Origin of the sequence: Intestinibacter sp. (assembly GCF_022780145.1) — a bacterium.
Lineage (GTDB): Bacteria > Bacillota > Clostridia > Peptostreptococcales > Peptostreptococcaceae > Intestinibacter.
Genome location: NZ_JALEXO010000218.1, coordinates 1 through 16,785, shown reverse-complemented (window position 1 = coordinate 16,785; position 16,785 = coordinate 1). Strand labels below are relative to the sequence as shown.

The following is a 16,785-nucleotide window of genomic DNA, read 5'->3' as shown; positions in this document are numbered from 1 at the left end:
TATAGATTTACCTCTATAAGTTATTTTATCGTTAGATGTTAAAAATAAATTTGTATTAGTAAAATAACGAGAAAATGCCACTTTACTAGTAGCTGTATCTTGCTCTTTAAATGAAATTGATTTAGTGCTTACAATTTCTCTTATGACTTCTTCGCTCATCGCTTTTCTTGCAAGCATAGCCATATCATATGGTGTTGTGTAGTGGTTTTCATCTGGCAAACCGTGTGGATTATTAAAGTGGGTATTTAATGCACCAGCTTTTTTTGCTTCTTCGTTCATCAAATTAGCAAAATCTTCGATTGAACCACTTACATATTTTGCTAAAACTTCAGCTGCATCGTTTGAAGAGTGAATTAATAAACCTTGTAATAATTCTTTGACTGTAAATATTTCACCCTTTTTCAAATACATACTAGATCCATCTACCATGGGATCTTCCTTAATCTCAACGGTGTCGTTTAAATTTTTTACATTTTTAACAACTAAATAAGCTGTCCATATTTTAGTTGTAGATGCTGGGAATACTCTAGAGTCGATATTTTTTCCACCTAGTACTTTTCCAGTTTCGTAGTCGATAACTACACCGTAATTAGCTTTTATATCAACGCTATCAACTGCTTCATCAGCAAAGGCTAAAATAGAAGAACTCATTATCATCATGGTTGTTAGTAGACACACTAGTAAGTATGATAACTTTTTTTTCATTTTTGACCTCCAATTTATAAACTTATATTTTAGTATATCATATTTTTGTCAATAATCCAAAATAAGGAGGGGTAAAAATGAAAAATAAGAGTAAAATAATAGCCTTTGTAGTTGTAATTTTAATATCTGTAGGAGGTTTGTTGTGCAAGGGATATTTTACAGATGAAATTTATGTGTTAAATGAAGAAGAAAATGCTGAAACGGATATTAAAGATGATGAAGCGTTGGAGGAAAATAATTCTAATGAAAATAAGATCGAGGATAAAGGTAAAGACGATAAAAATATATCAGTTAAGGAAATCACTGTCTATGTAAGTGGAGAAATAAATAATCCAGGTGTCGTTACATTGAAAAGTAATCAGAGATTATCAGATGCTGTGAAAATGCTTGGAGGTGTGACTAAAAAAGCTGATATGAATAATATAAATTTGGCGATTAAACTAGAAGATGAGATGCATTATATAATTCCTAAGAAGGGAGATAAAAGTAATGTTTCAAATCAAAATTTATCAAATAATACGACTAATATGACAAATCCAAGTACGAGCTTAGATAATCAAGGTAATAGTAGTACTAATGAGCAAAATAGTAAAATTAATATAAATACAGCAGGTATACAAGAACTAGATTCTATTCCAGGGGTTGGAGAGGCTACTGCTAATAAAATTTTGAGCTATAGAGAAGAAAATGGGAATTTTAAAAGTATAGAAGAGATTAAAAATGTAAATGGAATAGGCGATAAAAAGTATGAAAATATGAAAGATTTAATCTGTGTAGATTAATAAAAAAAGGAGATGTTTGAGCATCTCCGTTGTATTTTTTAATTTGCTAATTTAAAAGAATTGTCTGTTAAGTTTATTTTATCCTTTAAATTTGAAGTAGTGTATACCTTTTTATCTTTAGTTATAAATATAGCTTCTGTGTCGTCTATGCTTTCTATTAGTTTTAGACCTTTTTCTACTCCAAGTCCAAATGCAGTTGTAGATAGACCGTCTCCGATTAAAGATGACGATGATACTATAGTGACGCTACTTAGATTGTTGTCAAATGGATATCCAGTTGAAGGGTCTATCATATGGTGATAGATAACACCGTCTTTTTTTATGTATCTTTCGTATATACCAGATGTTACTACAGATTGATCTGATACGTTTATACTGCCTATAGAGTTTCCTCTTTCGTTTGTTGGGTCTTGTATTCCGACTTTAAATGGTGTATTTTTAGTTTTTTCACCTAATGTAAATACATTTCCACCTAGGTTTATTATTGCGCTTTCTACGTTTTCTTCTTTTAGATATTCGTATATTTTATCTGCTGCGTAACCCTTTGCTATACCGCCTAAGTCTATTTCCATATTTTCCTTTTCTAATTTAACAGATTTATTTTTTTCGTCTAGTGAGATATCTTTGTAATTTACGAGGGGCAATTTTTCTTCTATTTCTTTTGAGATTGGGACTCTTGCGTTATCAGTTCCAATTCCCCATAAATCTACAATAGGTCCTACCGTTATATCAAATACGCCATCTGATATGTCTGAAAAGTGTAGGGCGTTTTTTATTACGTAGAAGGTTTCGTCAGATACTTTTACGTATTCTTTGCCAGCGTTTTCGTTTATTTTGGACACTTCGCTGTATTCTCTCGTTTTTCCCATTGTATTGTCGATACTTAGTAAAATATCTCCGCATTTTTTTAAAATATCATTTGCCTCTGATTCTTTTATATTGTATAAAGTTATTTCACTTACAGTACCTAAATCGTAGTAAGTTTGACTATAATCTCCTTTATTAAAGTTGCCTCTAAATACATAGATGAAAAAACAAATAACAATAATTGCTACTATTAAAAAGGTAGATTTTTTTTTATTCATAGTGTTTCCTCCAAATAATTGTGATATATTAATTATAACATAAGAAAATATTAAGAGGAGTTTTTTTGTATGGTTAAATTAAACAATGATTGGGATGAACTGTTAAAGGACGAATTTAAAAAGGAATATTATTTAAATCTTAGAGAGTTTTTAAAAAAGGAGTATTCTACTAGAGTTATATATCCAAATATGTACAATATATTTGAAGCTTTAAAGCATACTTCCTTTAAGGATACAAAGGTTTTAATTTTAGGTCAGGATCCATATCACGGTGAAAATCAGGCACACGGGCTTGCTTTTTCAGTTCAAAAGGGAGTGAAAATACCTCCATCTCTTTTAAATATATATAAAGAATTACACGATGACTTAGGTTGTTATATTCCAAATAATGGATATTTGATACCTTGGTCAGATCAAGGCGTTTTACTTTTAAATACGGCTTTGACTGTAAGAGCGCATGAAGCGAATTCTCATAAAAATATTGGCTGGGAAATATTTACTGATGATATTATAAAGCTATTGAATACAAGAGAGGATCCAGTTATATTTGTACTTTGGGGAGCAAATGCAAGACGTAAAAAAGAGTTTATAGATGTAAGTAGACATTATGTACTAGAAGCGCCACATCCAAGTCCATTATCTGCAAGCAGAGGTTTCTTTGGATGTAAGCATTTTTCAAAGATAAATAAAATTTTAGAAGGTCTAGGAAAGGAGCCTATAGACTGGCAAATACCAAATATTTAAATTTTTAATTGAAAAATTATGAAAATAAAGTAGTTAATTGTAACAATTTATCGTAATATAGAATATTATGAATTAAAAGATTTATAATTTCATATATTATGAAGAGAAGGGATGTTTATGACAGTAAATGTAATAACTGCAAAACTAACTAAACAAATGTTGGACAATGGAAGATTTGGCTTGATAATAGATCTGAGAGATTACGATGAATTTTTACAAGGTCATTTACCAGGAGCTATAAATATTCCAATCAATGAGATACTAGATAGAATAAATGAAATTCAAAAATATAAAAGCTCAAAGGTTCTTTTATATTGTGAACATGGAATTCAAAGTATAAGTGCAGGAAAGGTATTGATTTTGAATGGATTTGATAAAGTATATAGTTTGGATAAAGGCTTAGGTTCATATAATTACGCTTTATATAATTAGATAGTTTATAGATAGTTAAATATACATTTTTAATCGAGAGGTATTACATCGATTTTGTAATATCTCTTTTTAATGCATAGAAAATATATGAAATGTAAAATTATAGCTTTAAAAAATATAAAAATTAAATTATAATATTGCGAAAGAAAAGTTTTAGGAGATTAAAAATATGAAAAAAGATTTTAAAATGAGAACAGGTCTAATTATTGGACAAGATGGTTTAGATAAATTGAAGAACTCAAATGTCATAGTATTTGGAGTAGGAGGAGTAGGCAGCTTTGCCTGTGAAGCCATAGTAAGAGCAGGAGTTGGAAATATAACTATAGTCGATTTTGACGATGTGGATATCACTAATATAAATAGACAAATACCAGCACTTCATTCTACAGTAGGAAAATTTAAAGTGGACGTAATGAAGGAAAGGCTTTTAGATATAAACCCAGATTTAAATATAAAAACAGTAAAAAAGGTGTACAACGCTGAAACAAGTGATGAGATATTGATAGAGGATTATGATTATGTGGTGGATGCTATAGATATGGTTACATCTAAAATAAAGCTTATAGAGGTTTGTAACGAAAAAGGATTTAAAATAGTGAGCTCTATGGGTATGGGAAATAAATTAGATCCAACTAAAATAGTAGTCACAGATATTTACAAAACACATACATGTCCTCTAGCAAAAGTTCTTAGAAGAGAATTAAAAAATAGGAGAATAAAGAAATTAAAGGTGGTTTATTCTACTGAACAGCCTATTGAACTAAAGGAAAAAATAATGAATGGAAGAAAGGTGACTCCAGGCAGTGTATCTTTTGTGCCTTCAGTAGGAGGACTTATAATAGCATCTGTAGTAATTAGGGATTTATTAGAACAAGAATAAAAAATAAAAATCTGCTTTTATCAAAGGCAGATTTTATTTTGTGGAAAATTATAAATACATTTGGTATTATTTAAGTAGTTATTTAAATATAACTAAAAATTAATAACAGGAGGTTTAAAATGAACGATTTACCAAAACAATTTGAAAGCTTTACCGAAGCCAGAAGAAATGGTTTTTTAGCTGCAAAGAAAATCAAAGATGATGGAAAAAAGATGGTAGGGGTTTTTTGCTGTTTTACACCAACTGAGTTAATCTTAGCAGCAGGTGCTGTTCCAGTAGGGGTTTGCGGTGTAAGTGAAGAACCCATAAAAGATGCAGAAAGGGTATTACCTAGAAATTTATGTCCATTAATAAAATCAAGCTATGGTCATGTGATAACTGATACATGCCCATATTTTTATTTTTCAGACTTATTAGTTGGAGAGACAACTTGCGATGGCAAGAAAAAAATGTATGAGGAGTTATCAAAATTAAAACCTATGCATATCATGCAGCTTCCAAACAGAGCGACTGGAAAAAATGAGTTCAACCTTTGGAAGGATGAAGTTATTTTATTAAAAGAGGTTCTTGAAAAGGAATTAGGGGTTACTATAACAGAGGAAGATATAAAAGCGGCTATAAAAGACAAAAATGAAGAAAGAGCGCTATTAAACGAATATTTTGAACTTGCCAAATTAGAGCCATCAGCTTTAACTTCATTAGAATTATACCAAGTATCTTATCAAGCCCAATTTAAATTCAATAGGGATGAACTAAAATCATCACTTAGAAAAATAATAGATGATTCCAAGGCTAGATATGAAAGAGGAGAATGTCCAGTTAAAAAAGATGCGCCTAGAATACTTATAACAGGTTCTCCAATAGGTGGATGTGTAAATAAAATCGTAAAGACTCTAGAAGAAGGTGGAGCATCAGTAGTAGCATATGAGTTATGTTCGTCAATAAGAAGCAATAGAGAATTAGTAGATGAAAATAATCCAGATGTTTACGAAGCAATAGCAAAGAGATATTTAAATATAGGCTGCGCATGCATGATGAACAACCAAAAGAGAATAGATCTTTTAGATGAATTAATAGATGAATATAAGGTAGATGGAGTTATAGATATTGCACTTCAATCTTGTCATCCATTTAATGTAGAAAGCCATAAGATAAAAGAATTTGTGACTAAGCAAAAGAATATAGATTATATGGCAATCGAAACTGACTATTCAGAAACAGATACAGAACAGCTTAGAACTAGATTTGAAGCATTTATCGAGATGATTGAGGATAAAAAATAAGGAGAAACTGGAGGAAATTTATGTATAGTATTGGCGTAGATTCAGGATCTACTTATACGAAAGGAGTACTATTTGACGGAAAAAATATAATTAAAAAAATTATAGTTCCAACAGGCTCTAGTCCTAAGACTACATCAGAAGAAGTGTACAAAAAACTCATAGAAGGTGTAGATAAAAGCCAAATAAAAAAAGTAATAGGAACTGGATATGGAAGAGTCAGCATGGATTTTGTAGATAAGAAGGTCACAGAAATAACTTGTCATGCTAAGGGGATGTTCTTTTTAAACAAAAACATAAGAACTATATTGGATATAGGCGGACAGGACATAAAAGTAATTAATATAAGTGAAAATGGAAGTGTTGAAAATTTTATCATGAACGACAAATGTGCAGCTGGTACAGGAAAATTCTTAGAGATAACTTCCAATAAATTAGACAGCGATATACATAATATAGATTCTCTTGCAAGAGGAGCTGTCCCAGAAAATATATCTAGTATGTGCACTGTATTTGCAGAATCAGAGATTGTAAGTCTTTTGGCTAGAGAAGTACCTAAGAAGAATATTGCTGCTGGCATAATAAAATCTATTTCAAACAAAGGTGTATCTTTATTAAATAAGACTGAAATCAAAGAAGAGCTTGCTTTTACAGGAGGGCTTGCAAATATCAAAGAGCTTGTAAAAATGCTAGAAAACGATTTAAACATGAATATATTTGTAGATGAGGATGCACAGATAGTTGGAGCATTAGGTGCAGCTATTATCGGATACAAATAATAGTATAATTTAAAATTGGACTTAGCATATAAATAGTGGAGTACTTTAGAGTTTAAAGTCTCCACTTATTATATAATGTAGGAAAATGTTTTATTACGTCTTAAAATCAATTTGAAGCCTTGTATTTTACTTTAGTGTAAATTCTATCGCCATCTGAGTAAAATACCATACTGCCGTTTATATCAGTTCTAAAAATTTTTGCATTCACTTCATTTAAATTGTCTAAAGTAGCTTTATGGGGATGACCATAGCTGTTTTTATAACCACACGAAATCACAGCTATATCGGGAGTCACCTCCTCCAAAAAATCTAATGAGCTAGAGCTACTGCTGCCATGGTGAGCTACCTTCAAAAAATCTACATTTTCTAAATCATACGAATTTATCATATCTACTTCATTTTCGCTATCGCAATCCCCTGTAAACAAAAAATTATTGTTTTTATATGAAATATTTAGTACAATGGAATTTGAATTATTATCGTCAGTTATATAACTGGGACTTAATACATCGATTTTAGTAGAATTATCTAAGTTAAAAGTATCGTCTTTAGATAGATAATTTATTTTTAAATTTTTCTGATTACAGGAATCGATTAAGTTGTCGTAGCACTCGCTATCAGGACTCTGTTTAGTCATGTATATTTTATCTACATCGAAATTATCGACTACATAGTCTAGACTTCCGATATGGTCGCCGTCGGGGTGAGTTGCTACGATTACATCTATATTTTTTACTTTTTTATTTTTTAAATACGATTTTATTATTTTAGCGCTATCTTCATCGCCACCGTCGATTAACATATTTTTATGTAAAGGCGTTTGGATTAAGATCGAGTCGGCTTGGCCTACATCTATTACATGGATACAAAAAACATTATTTTTGTCACATCCAGTGAAAAGTGCTATTATAATAAGTGGAAAAATTAATAGTTTTTTATTCAAGTTAAAATCAACTCCATTAAATTGTATGTTTATTAAGTATTATCTTGGGTAAAATAAAATATTGAAATATATTATTAATAATTTTTGACATTAAAATAAAAATAAATACATCTAATAGGGAAATTCTTCATTAATAATTTTAAAGTGAAGAATTTTATGTGTTATAGGAGGAAATTATGTTAACAACAATAGAAAATAAAGAAAATGTAAACACATTTTTTGAAGAAATAATAAAAGAAGAACCTAATAATTTAGGACCTTGCTTTAAGGAAATAACAATAGAAGATAGAGATATATTAAATCCATATTTTGATTTAGTAGATTATGAAGCCTGTGAATACTGCTTTGATACTTTATATATGTGGCAACATACGTATAAGACTGCTTATTATATAGGAGATAATTTTGCTGTTTTGGTAGGGGAGTATGAAGGAGATTTATTTTCTATATTACCACTTGCCAAAAAAGAGGATTTACCAAAGGCAATAGATTTTGTTTTAGATTACTTCAAAAGAATAGATAAGGAATTGTATTTTAGAGGGATAACTGAAGAAGTAATCGACTATTTAAAGGAAAATTACGGTGATAAATTTGAATATATAGCAGAAAGAGATATATTCGATTATGTATATGACGGTGAAACTTTGAGAACTCTAAAAGGAAGAAAAAACAGCAAAAAAAGAAATCATATAAATTACTTTTTAAATGAATACGAAGGAAGATTTGAATATAGACTTCTTGGAAAAGATGATTTCGATGACTGCAGATCTCTTCTAGATAGATGGGCAGATAATAAAGAGGAAAATGACGAAGTGAGTGAAGGAATGGACGATGAAAGACTAGGCATCGAAAAATTATTCAAACACTACGATGAAATATCAGATAGATTAAAAATAGGCGGAATATATGTAGATGGAAAATTAGAGGCATTTACTATGGGAGAATTGATAAATGACAATATGGCTCTAATTCATATAGAAAAAGCAAATCCAAGTATAAGAGGTCTATATCCTTATATAAATCAACAGTTTTTAGTTAATGAATTCCCAAATGTGGATTTCGTAAATAGAGAAGAGGATATGGGCTTAGAAGGACTTAGAAAGGCCAAGTTATCTTACCATCCTTGCAGATTTGTAGAGAAATACACAGTTAGGGAGGCTGACTAGTTGAACATTAGATACGCTATAGAAAATGACAGAGAACAAGTAATTTCTCTATGGAATTATTGTTTTGAGGATGAAGAGGAATTTGTAAATTATTACTTTGAAAATGTATACGACGAGAAAAATACTCTAGTCGTTGAAGAAGACGATGAGGTATTGTCTTCACTGCAGTTAAATAAATACAAAATAAAACTTAGAAATAACGATTATAAAATATCGTATATAGTAGGGGTTTCATCAAAGCCAGAGATAAGAGGACATGGATATATGAAGAATCTAATGGTCCATACACTAGAAGAGCTATATAAAAACGGAGAAATAGTCTCTATATTAATGGCGATAGATTATAGATTATACAGAAGATATGGATTTGACCACTGCTACGACCAGCTTCAGTATAATATAAGGACAGAGGAGCTTTCGAAGTTTAAGCTTACTTCTAGATTGAAGAGAGCTTCTGTAGATGATGCTAAAATTTTAGCTGATATTTATAAAGAATCGATGAAAAATTTAAATGGATATACAATTAGAGATGAAGACTATTTTAAAAAATTCATAATGGAGATTGAATCTGAAAACGGACGTGTATATATTAATGAAGAAAACAACAGCAAAAGCTATATAGCTTACTATATTCAAGGAGATACGTTTTTTGTAAGAGAACTTATATACAGCGGAGTATCTTCTCTTAAATGTGTTCTAGCTTATATATACAATCACAATACACAATGTAAAAATACAGTTATAAATTCTCCAGTAGATGACAAGATAAAATTAGTAGTGGATAATTTAAAAACTTGTGAAATGAAATTCGTTCCATTTATGGCTGGGAGAATGATAAATTTCGAAAAGTATTTAGAAACTTTGAACCTAGATAGTGAAAAAATAAAAATAATAGAAGGTAAATCTATAAATATTAAGGTAAAAGATAAATATATAGAGCAAAATGATGGAGTTTTTAAAATATCAATATTAAATAATAAAATAAATGTAGAAAAAGTAGACGAAGCTTACGATATAGAATTAAATATAAATTCTATCGCACAGCTAGCTTTTTCTTATTTAAATATAGATGAAATACTTATGTTAAATGAAATAGATGAAAATTCATTGAGTTACGATCAAAAAAATATTTTAAATATTTTATTTGAAAAAAAGACAAATTATATAGACGAACTCGTATAATTTTAAAACCAAAACTTTTGAAAGAAGCATATAGAATGTATTTTTATATATTTTATATGTTTTTTTTGTTGAAAAATTATTATAAGTTAAATTTTTTATATAAAAATTTATAAATATAATGGAATATTTTGAAAATAGGTATACAATGTATTCATACATAAAAAAAATAACTGGGGTGATATATAATGGAAGTAAAATATGCAAAACGTATGATGACAGAAGGGGGATCTGAAATAAGCGATATATTAGCTTTAACTGCTAAACCTGAAATAATATCTTTTGCGGGAGGACTACCTGCACCAGAATTATTTCCAGTTCAAGATATGAAGAAGATGGCTAATGCTGTTTTAGATGAAGAAGGTGAAGTAGCACTTCAATATTCTTCAGGTCAAGGTTTCCCAAAATTCAGACAACAAATAGCTGACAGAATGAATGCTAAACAAAAAACAAATGTAACTGGTGACGACATATTAATAACTAGTGGTTCTCAACAAGTACTAGAATTTTCTGGTAAAGTATTTATAGATGAAGGCGACATAATATTATGCGAAAGTCCTACTTATTTAGGAGCTTTAAATGCATTTAACGGATATGGACCAAAATACATAGAAATCGAAACTGATGAAGATGGTATGAATATGGAAGCTCTAGAAAAAGTTTTAGCTAGCCATGACAATATAAAAATGATATATGTTATACCAGATTTCCAAAATCCAACAGGAAGAACTTGGCCACTTGAAAAACGTAAAAAATTCGTTGAATTAATAACTAAATACAAAGTAGTTGCACTAGAAGATAACCCATATGGTGAATTAAGATATGATGGAGAATTCTTACCTTCATTAAAATCTTTAGATACAGAAGGTTATGTAGTATATCTAGGAACATTCTCTAAAATATTATGTCCAGGATACAGACTTGGCTGGGTATGTGCAGCACCAGAAATATTAGCTAAATATATAAGATGTAAAGAAGATGGAGATTTACAAACTTCAACAATATCTCAATTAGAAGTAAGTAAATACATAGAAAGATGTGACTTAGACGCTCACGTATTAGAAATAAGAGCTCTATACAAAAAACGTAGAGATTTAATGATAAAAACTATAGAAGAAGAATTCCCTGAAGGAGTTAAATGGACTCATCCAGAAGGTGGATTATTCATGTGGGTTACATTACCTGAATATATGAACGCTACTGAAATGATGAAAAAATGTATAGAAAACAACGTAGCATACGTACCAGGTGAAGCTTTCTATCCAGGTAGAACTAAAGCTAACAACTTCAGATTAAACTATTCAAATATGGATGAAGATAGAATAGTAGAAGGTGTAAAGAGATTAGCTGACGTTATAAAATCTGAATTAAGATAGTAGAAAATTATAAAGATAAAGATAAGGCGTACATATTTTATGTATGTCTTATTTTTTTGTATAATATGAAATTTATATATTGAGATTGTTTATATTTTAAAAATAAAGTCAATAATATAGAAAATATTTGTTATTAAGATATCGTTGATTTAGAGGAGGTATGTTTTGAGACGACCTTTATTATTGATCTTTATATTGCTTTTAATGTTGGGATTTTTTATTACAGAGGATAGAGAATTAGACAATATAAATAAAGACACTAAGACGACTATAACAGGCGTTGTTAAGGACAAAAAAGAAAAGAGCAAATACACTCAGTATATAATAGATGGATATTTAGTCAATGACTATAAGAGAAAATACGATTTAAAAATAGGAAAGGTCGTATCAGTCCAAGGTAAGTTAAAGGATTTAGACAGGATGGAGTTTGATGATTTCGATTACGGAAGATATATAAGAAGCTGTGGATATAAGGGTGTAATTTATTCAGATTATTTTAAGGTTATAGGTCAGAATAAATTTTACATACATTTGGGACAGTTTAAGACTTATATGAGAGATACATTTAGGTATTTGTATAAAGATACATCTAATTTTATAAATTCGTTTTTACTCGGTATGAAGGATGATTTAAGTGAAGAAGAGAAGGAGATGTTTTCGAAAACAGGAACTAGCCATGTAATAGCCATATCTGGACTTCATACGAACATAATTTGTATATTGATTGCCTACGTCATAAGGGGAATAAATAAACTGTACAAATTATTTATTTTGATAGTAATTATGGTTTTATACAGTATAATGGTTGGCTTTTCTCCATCTATTGTAAGGGCTGTTGCATTTGTAGCTGTGATGTATTTGGCAGTATTTTTATTTAAAAAAAGAGATGGTATAACTACGTTATCATTAATTGCTAGTTTATTAATTATAAATAATCCATATACTATATATAATGTTAGCTTTCAATTGTCTTTTTTAGCTACATTATCTATTTTATATTTTAATAAGATGATAAGGAAAAGACTTAAATTCGACATCATATCGATGACTATAGCTGCGAATATTTTGACTATGCCTGTAGTATATTATGTGTTTGGAGGTATTCCTATTTTATCTATTTTAGGAAATATAGTTATAATACCTTTTATAGGAATTATTATGAATTTAAGTATTTTTAGTATTTTATTTTTTGAATTTAGTTTAAATATTACAAAAGTCATAGTTTATGTAAACAAAAACCTCATTAATATGGTATATTATATATTGGATAAATTAAGTCAAATAGAGATTGGATATATAGAAGTTGAAAATCCTAATATAAAATACGTAATAATCTATTATGTTTTAATATTCTCTTATATGATATATAAAGAGCTTAAAACTATGAAGGAGCAGGAAAATGAAATACAAGGATATAGTTTATAACATAAAAGCTAAAAATTTTGAAAAAATTTATCTATTATACGGCAAAGAGCATTATTTAATAGATAATTCTATAAAGCTATTTAAAGAGTCTCTAAATGAAAGTATGATTGATTTTAACTTAGATATACTAGATGGCAAGGAGATTATGTTAGATCAGTTGTTGAGCTCAATTGAGACACTTCCATTTATGGATGAGAGGAAAATAGTTATAGTCAAGGATTTTGAGCTACTTATAAAGGGCAAGAAAAAGAATTTTTCAGATAAAGAAGAAAAAATTTTTATAGAGCATTTGGAAAATATTCCAGATACTACTGTTTTAGTTTTTGCTGTATACGGAGATATAGATAAGAAAAAAAATATAGTAAAAAAAATAAGCAAAAATGGAATAGTCTATAATTGCGAAAAAATATCTGATATGGATTTATTTAAATGGACTAGAAAAAGATTTGATGAAAATCAAATTATAATAGAAAATGCCCAAGTCATGTACTTTATAGAATCGACTGGATATAAGGATAAAAACAACGAATTTACTTTATCTGATATAGAAAATGAAATAAAAAAGATAAGCTCATTTGCAGGTAAAGATACTAAAGTTACTAATGAAATAATAGACAGGCTTTCGCAAAAGAAAATAGAAAATGATATTTTTAAATTGATAGATTATATAGGAGAGAAAAATTCTCAAAATGCAATAAAAATATTAAATGATATGATAAATGAAGGTGAATCTGTTTTAGGTATTTTTGCTATGATAAATAGACAGTTTAAGATAGTTCTTCAAGTAAAAGAGCTCTTGAATAAAGGAATGAATAATAAAATCATAGCAGATAAATTAAAGATGTCTTTATTTGTAGTAAATAAATCTATAAAGATAAGTAGGAATTTTACAGAATCTATGATAATAGACATGTTAAATTATATACTAGAAAGCGACTACAAAATAAAAAATGGTCTTATGAGAGATACACTTGCTATAGAGATGTTAGTTAGCAAGTACTGTCAGAAAAAAGTAAGCTAAAGTCTTCCTAATAAAATGGAGGACTTTTTTTACAAGTTTTTATAAAATAAAAAACCCTTGAAATTAATCAAGGGCGAATTTATGCACAAATTAAACATCTTATTAAGCGTTCATAGAGTTTAATTTTTGAGCTAATTTAGCTACTTTTCTAGCAGCAGCATTTTTGTGTATAGTTCCTTTAGAAGCAACTTGAGATATTTTCTTTTGAGCGAATTGGAATCTTTGTGTAGCTTCTTCAACGTTACCAGCATTAACAGCTTCTTCGAATCTTCTTATAGCTGTTTTAACTTGTGATTTTCTCACTCTGTTTAAAGCAGTTTTCTTATCGATAACTTTTATTCTCTTTTTAGCAGATTTTATATTTGCCAACCTGTTCACCTCCTGTAAAATTTATTATTCTCATCGTCAACATATTTGATTTTAACAGAAATAAAAATAAAAATCAAGTATTAATATGCAATACTTTTAATTTAATTTAAGATTTATCTAAATTATGTTTAAAAATAATAAAAGAGTTAATAATTATAACTAAAGTTAAAAATTTAAAAACATATATGACATAATTTAATTAATATTTTGGAGGCTTTTATGATAAGTATAAGAACAGATTTAGCACTTGAAGCGAGAGAATTATGTGAAGAAGAGTCTAATCATTTAGAAGGCGTCGAGGTAAACACAAAAGAACTAGAAGATTGTACTGTAACTACAGTAGAAGTAATAAATGAAACAGGTTCAAAAATAATGAACAAAGAAATAGGAAAATATATAACTTTAGAAAGCGATTTGATGAAATTTGATGATGATGAATCTAGAGAAAAGGTAATAAATTATCTAAAGGATGAACTAATAAATATATTTGGACAAGATAAAACTAAAAGGACTTTGATAATAGGACTTGGAAACTGGAATATTACATCAGATGCCTTAGGCCCTAAATCAGTATCTAAAACTTTAGTTACACGTCATATTTTTAAAAACTACCATAAGGATTATGACGACGATTTTACGGAAGTATCGGCACTAAGTCCAGGCGTAATGGGAATAACAGGTATCGAAACTGTAGAAATAGTAAAATCTATAGTCGATAAAATAAAACCAGATAGAGTAGTAGCGATAGATTCTTTGGCATCTAGAAAGATGGAGAGAATTAATTCGACTATTCAAATATCAACTGCTGGTATTTCACCAGGGGCAGGTGTTGGCAATACGAGAAAATCTTTAAATAAGGATTATTTAGGAGTAGATGTAATCGCTATAGGAGTTCCGACAGTCGTAGATGCGGCTACACTAACAATGGATGTACTAGATCTAGCTATTAATAATTTAATCGCTGTTTCAGAAGAAGGTAGTCAGTTTTATAATATGCTTAAAAAGCTACAAGACGAAGAAAAATATCAATTGATAAGAGATTCTTTAGAGCCGTACGACAAGAACTTGATCGTCACTCCAAAGGATATCGATGAAACAATAGAAAATTTATCAATAATAATAAGTGAAGGATTAAATAGATCCCTCCATCCAGGAAGGGTTTAACTAAGGAGGAGAAAAATGTATAATAAATTTGCTAAAATAGTAAGCATCGCTATTTTAATATTTATAATACCAAATAGTGTATCTGCTTTTGATAAGAGCAATCTGTTGAACAATTTAATAAAATACTCTTATCCAGAAATAAAAGTTTTAGAAAAAGATAAAACTCAAGATGAAAATAAAACAAAGCAAACTCAAAATAATAATCAGAAAGAGAAAAATAGCCAATATGTAAATGTCTACGTAGGTGAAGAAAATATACCGACTATAAATAACGAGGTAAGCGGCAATATAAATTTAGAAAGCGATGTGTACAGTCAAAATTTAAGAGTTACAAACAATAAACCACAAATTTTAATATACCATAGCCACAGCTGTGAGACTTATCTTGATTCACCAAAAGGAAATTATCATTCAGAAGATAAGGCTCATTCTGTTATGTCAGTTGGATGTGTGCTTACAAATGAATTATCTAATTTAGGATGGGGTGTAGCACATTCTACAAATTATCACGATAGTCCTACATATAATAATTCATATGTTAGAAGCTCTCAAACTATAAAATCTGCAATGAATAAATACGATAGTATAAAAGTAACTATTGATTTACATAGAGATGGTCTTAATATCTCTAACCAAAGTGTAAAAAACAATATTCACGACAAATATACGACTACAATAGATGGACAAAGAGTTGCAAAATTTTTCTTTGTTGTAGGAGCTAGAAATGACGATGTCGATAAAGTCAAAAAACTAGCTGATGGTATAACTGAATACGCTAATAAAAAATATCCAAATTTAATAATGCCTGTTGTAGTTAAACCTTATGGTAGATTTAATCAAAGTATATGTGACAATGCTTTACTAGTCGAAGTCGGCAGTAATGGTACTACTAGTAGTGAGGCTCAGGCAAGTGCTAGATATTTAGCAGAAATATTAGATGGATATTTCAGAGAAAAAAATATATAAAAGAGAGTTGTATGTAAGTGTGATTATAATATTTTGTTATTGCATTTAATACGAGATAATGTCGATATGAGCAAATTAGACGAAAGAATAAATAAAAGATTGAATAAAAAATTAAATAGAAAAAAGAGAGTATTATTTTTAAAAATTACGTCTTTTATTTTGATGATCAGTATATCTGTAGTCTGTATATTTTTTGTAGATTATAATATGAATAAAATGTTAAATAGGAAATCGTTAATAGAGAAAAACATAGAATTTATAAAATCGAATAGTAGAAATTATTTGTCAGACCTTAAAAATATAGAATTTTAAAAGTTAATATGAGAAAAATAAGACTTAGCGAAAATAAGTCTTATTTTTCTGTTACAACCTATATTTACAGAAAAGGCGATATATTATAAAATAAAATCTATGATGAAAATAATTTAGAAAATAAAATCAAGGAGGAGAAAAGGTGGACAACAAACAAAGTAGAACAAGAAATTTTAG

The 16,785-nt window shown here is 28.9% G+C and carries 17 protein-coding genes; 13 read left to right on the top strand and 4 right to left on the bottom strand.

Annotated features, from left to right (window positions below):
* The coding region (locus MR593_RS08450; protein WP_290691849.1) for a D-alanyl-D-alanine carboxypeptidase family protein at positions 1-705 on the bottom strand (705 nt) is incomplete at its 3' end.
* 77 nt (positions 706-782) lie between these two features.
* Between MR593_RS08450 and MR593_RS08445 the strand changes: the two genes are divergently transcribed.
* Entirely contained in the window at positions 783-1,487 is a 705-nt protein-coding gene (locus MR593_RS08445) for a helix-hairpin-helix domain-containing protein (RefSeq protein ID WP_290691847.1), read from the top strand.
* A 38-nt stretch (positions 1,488-1,525) separates the two neighbouring features.
* Here MR593_RS08445 and MR593_RS08440 read toward each other — a convergent pair whose 3' ends face one another.
* A complete protein-coding gene (locus tag MR593_RS08440; RefSeq protein WP_290691845.1) occupies positions 1,526-2,572 on the bottom strand; it encodes an FAD:protein FMN transferase in 1,047 nt (348 codons plus the stop codon).
* 69 nt (positions 2,573-2,641) lie between these two features.
* Between MR593_RS08440 and MR593_RS08435 the strand changes: the two genes are divergently transcribed.
* The 5 genes from MR593_RS08435 (at position 2,642) to MR593_RS08415 (ending at position 6,687) form a co-directional block, all read left to right on the top strand.
* Positions 2,642-3,316 (top strand): uracil-DNA glycosylase, encoded by a 675-nt coding sequence (locus tag MR593_RS08435; protein WP_290691843.1) that lies wholly within the window; start codon positions 2,642-2,644, stop codon positions 3,314-3,316.
* A gap of 117 nt (positions 3,317-3,433) precedes the next feature.
* Positions 3,434-3,748, top strand: a complete 315-nt coding sequence (locus MR593_RS08430) for a rhodanese-like domain-containing protein (RefSeq protein ID WP_290691842.1) — start codon at positions 3,434-3,436, stop codon at positions 3,746-3,748.
* Between the two features lie 169 nt (positions 3,749-3,917).
* Positions 3,918-4,628 (top strand): tRNA threonylcarbamoyladenosine dehydratase, encoded by a 711-nt coding sequence (locus tag MR593_RS08425; RefSeq protein WP_290691841.1) that lies wholly within the window; start codon positions 3,918-3,920, stop codon positions 4,626-4,628.
* 119 nt (positions 4,629-4,747) lie between these two features.
* The gene (locus tag MR593_RS08420; RefSeq protein WP_290691840.1) at positions 4,748-5,911 is read left to right on the top strand and encodes a double-cubane-cluster-containing anaerobic reductase; all 1,164 of its coding nucleotides are present in this window, start codon (positions 4,748-4,750) and stop codon (positions 5,909-5,911) included.
* Between the two features lie 20 nt (positions 5,912-5,931).
* Positions 5,932-6,687 carry an acyl-CoA dehydratase activase gene (locus tag MR593_RS08415; protein ID WP_290691838.1) on the top strand — a complete coding sequence of 252 codons (756 nt, stop codon included), beginning with the start codon at positions 5,932-5,934 and terminating at the stop codon, positions 6,685-6,687.
* A gap of 106 nt (positions 6,688-6,793) precedes the next feature.
* Here MR593_RS08415 and MR593_RS08410 read toward each other — a convergent pair whose 3' ends face one another.
* Positions 6,794-7,630, bottom strand: a complete 837-nt coding sequence (locus MR593_RS08410; RefSeq protein WP_290691837.1) for a ComEC/Rec2 family competence protein — start codon at positions 7,628-7,630, stop codon at positions 6,794-6,796.
* Positions 7,631-7,806: 176 nt separating this feature from the next.
* Between MR593_RS08410 and MR593_RS08405 the strand changes: the two genes are divergently transcribed.
* The 5 genes from MR593_RS08405 to holA all read left to right on the top strand — a co-directional run bounded on the left by MR593_RS08405 (position 7,807) and on the right by holA (position 13,797).
* Complete coding sequence (locus MR593_RS08405; protein WP_290691836.1) at positions 7,807-8,796, top strand: DUF2156 domain-containing protein; 990 nt, start codon at positions 7,807-7,809, stop codon at positions 8,794-8,796.
* A complete protein-coding gene (locus tag MR593_RS08400) occupies positions 8,797-9,978 on the top strand; it encodes a GNAT family N-acetyltransferase (protein WP_290691834.1) in 1,182 nt (393 codons plus the stop codon).
* A 185-nt stretch (positions 9,979-10,163) separates the two neighbouring features.
* Positions 10,164-11,351 carry an aminotransferase-like domain-containing protein gene (locus tag MR593_RS08395; RefSeq protein WP_290691833.1) on the top strand — a complete coding sequence of 396 codons (1,188 nt, stop codon included), beginning with the start codon at positions 10,164-10,166 and terminating at the stop codon, positions 11,349-11,351.
* Positions 11,352-11,516: 165 nt separating this feature from the next.
* A complete protein-coding gene (locus MR593_RS08390; protein ID WP_290691832.1) occupies positions 11,517-12,776 on the top strand; it encodes a ComEC/Rec2 family competence protein in 1,260 nt (419 codons plus the stop codon).
* Positions 12,751-13,797: a DNA polymerase III subunit delta gene (gene holA / locus MR593_RS08385; protein ID WP_290691831.1), complete on the top strand. Its 1,047-nt coding sequence runs from the start codon at positions 12,751-12,753 to the stop codon at positions 13,795-13,797. The genes MR593_RS08390 and holA overlap by 26 nt, the downstream gene beginning before the upstream one ends.
* Positions 13,798-13,899: 102 nt before the next feature.
* Here the strand turns inward: holA and rpsT are convergent, their stop codons facing one another.
* Positions 13,900-14,166: a 30S ribosomal protein S20 gene (rpsT, locus tag MR593_RS08380; protein WP_022072162.1), complete on the bottom strand. Its 267-nt coding sequence runs from the start codon at positions 14,164-14,166 to the stop codon at positions 13,900-13,902.
* 219 nt (positions 14,167-14,385) lie between these two features.
* Between rpsT and gpr the strand changes: the two genes are divergently transcribed.
* The gene (gpr, locus tag MR593_RS08375) at positions 14,386-15,330 is read left to right on the top strand and encodes a GPR endopeptidase (RefSeq protein WP_290691827.1); all 945 of its coding nucleotides are present in this window, start codon (positions 14,386-14,388) and stop codon (positions 15,328-15,330) included.
* A gap of 15 nt (positions 15,331-15,345) precedes the next feature.
* Positions 15,346-16,296 (top strand): stage II sporulation protein P, encoded by a 951-nt coding sequence (gene spoIIP, locus MR593_RS08370; protein ID WP_290691825.1) that lies wholly within the window; start codon positions 15,346-15,348, stop codon positions 16,294-16,296.
* The last annotated feature ends 489 nt before the right edge of the window (positions 16,297-16,785 follow it).

Coding starts and splice junctions, on each gene's coding strand:
- MR593_RS08445 (WP_290691847.1), top strand. CDS start 783: ATGAAAAATAAGAGTAAAATAATAGCCTTTGTAGTTGTAATTTTAATA.
- MR593_RS08440 (WP_290691845.1), bottom strand. CDS start 2,572: ATGAATAAAAAAAAATCTACCTTTTTAATAGTAGCAATTATTGTTATT.
- MR593_RS08435 (WP_290691843.1), top strand. CDS start 2,642: ATGGTTAAATTAAACAATGATTGGGATGAACTGTTAAAGGACGAATTT.
- MR593_RS08430 (WP_290691842.1), top strand. CDS start 3,434: ATGACAGTAAATGTAATAACTGCAAAACTAACTAAACAAATGTTGGAC.
- MR593_RS08425 (WP_290691841.1), top strand. CDS start 3,918: ATGAAAAAAGATTTTAAAATGAGAACAGGTCTAATTATTGGACAAGAT.
- MR593_RS08420 (WP_290691840.1), top strand. CDS start 4,748: ATGAACGATTTACCAAAACAATTTGAAAGCTTTACCGAAGCCAGAAGA.
- MR593_RS08415 (WP_290691838.1), top strand. CDS start 5,932: ATGTATAGTATTGGCGTAGATTCAGGATCTACTTATACGAAAGGAGTA.
- MR593_RS08405 (WP_290691836.1), top strand. CDS start 7,807: ATGTTAACAACAATAGAAAATAAAGAAAATGTAAACACATTTTTTGAA.
- MR593_RS08395 (WP_290691833.1), top strand. CDS start 10,164: ATGGAAGTAAAATATGCAAAACGTATGATGACAGAAGGGGGATCTGAA.
- holA (WP_290691831.1), top strand. CDS start 12,751: ATGAAATACAAGGATATAGTTTATAACATAAAAGCTAAAAATTTTGAA.
- gpr (WP_290691827.1), top strand. CDS start 14,386: ATGATAAGTATAAGAACAGATTTAGCACTTGAAGCGAGAGAATTATGT.
- spoIIP (WP_290691825.1), top strand. CDS start 15,346: ATGTATAATAAATTTGCTAAAATAGTAAGCATCGCTATTTTAATATTT.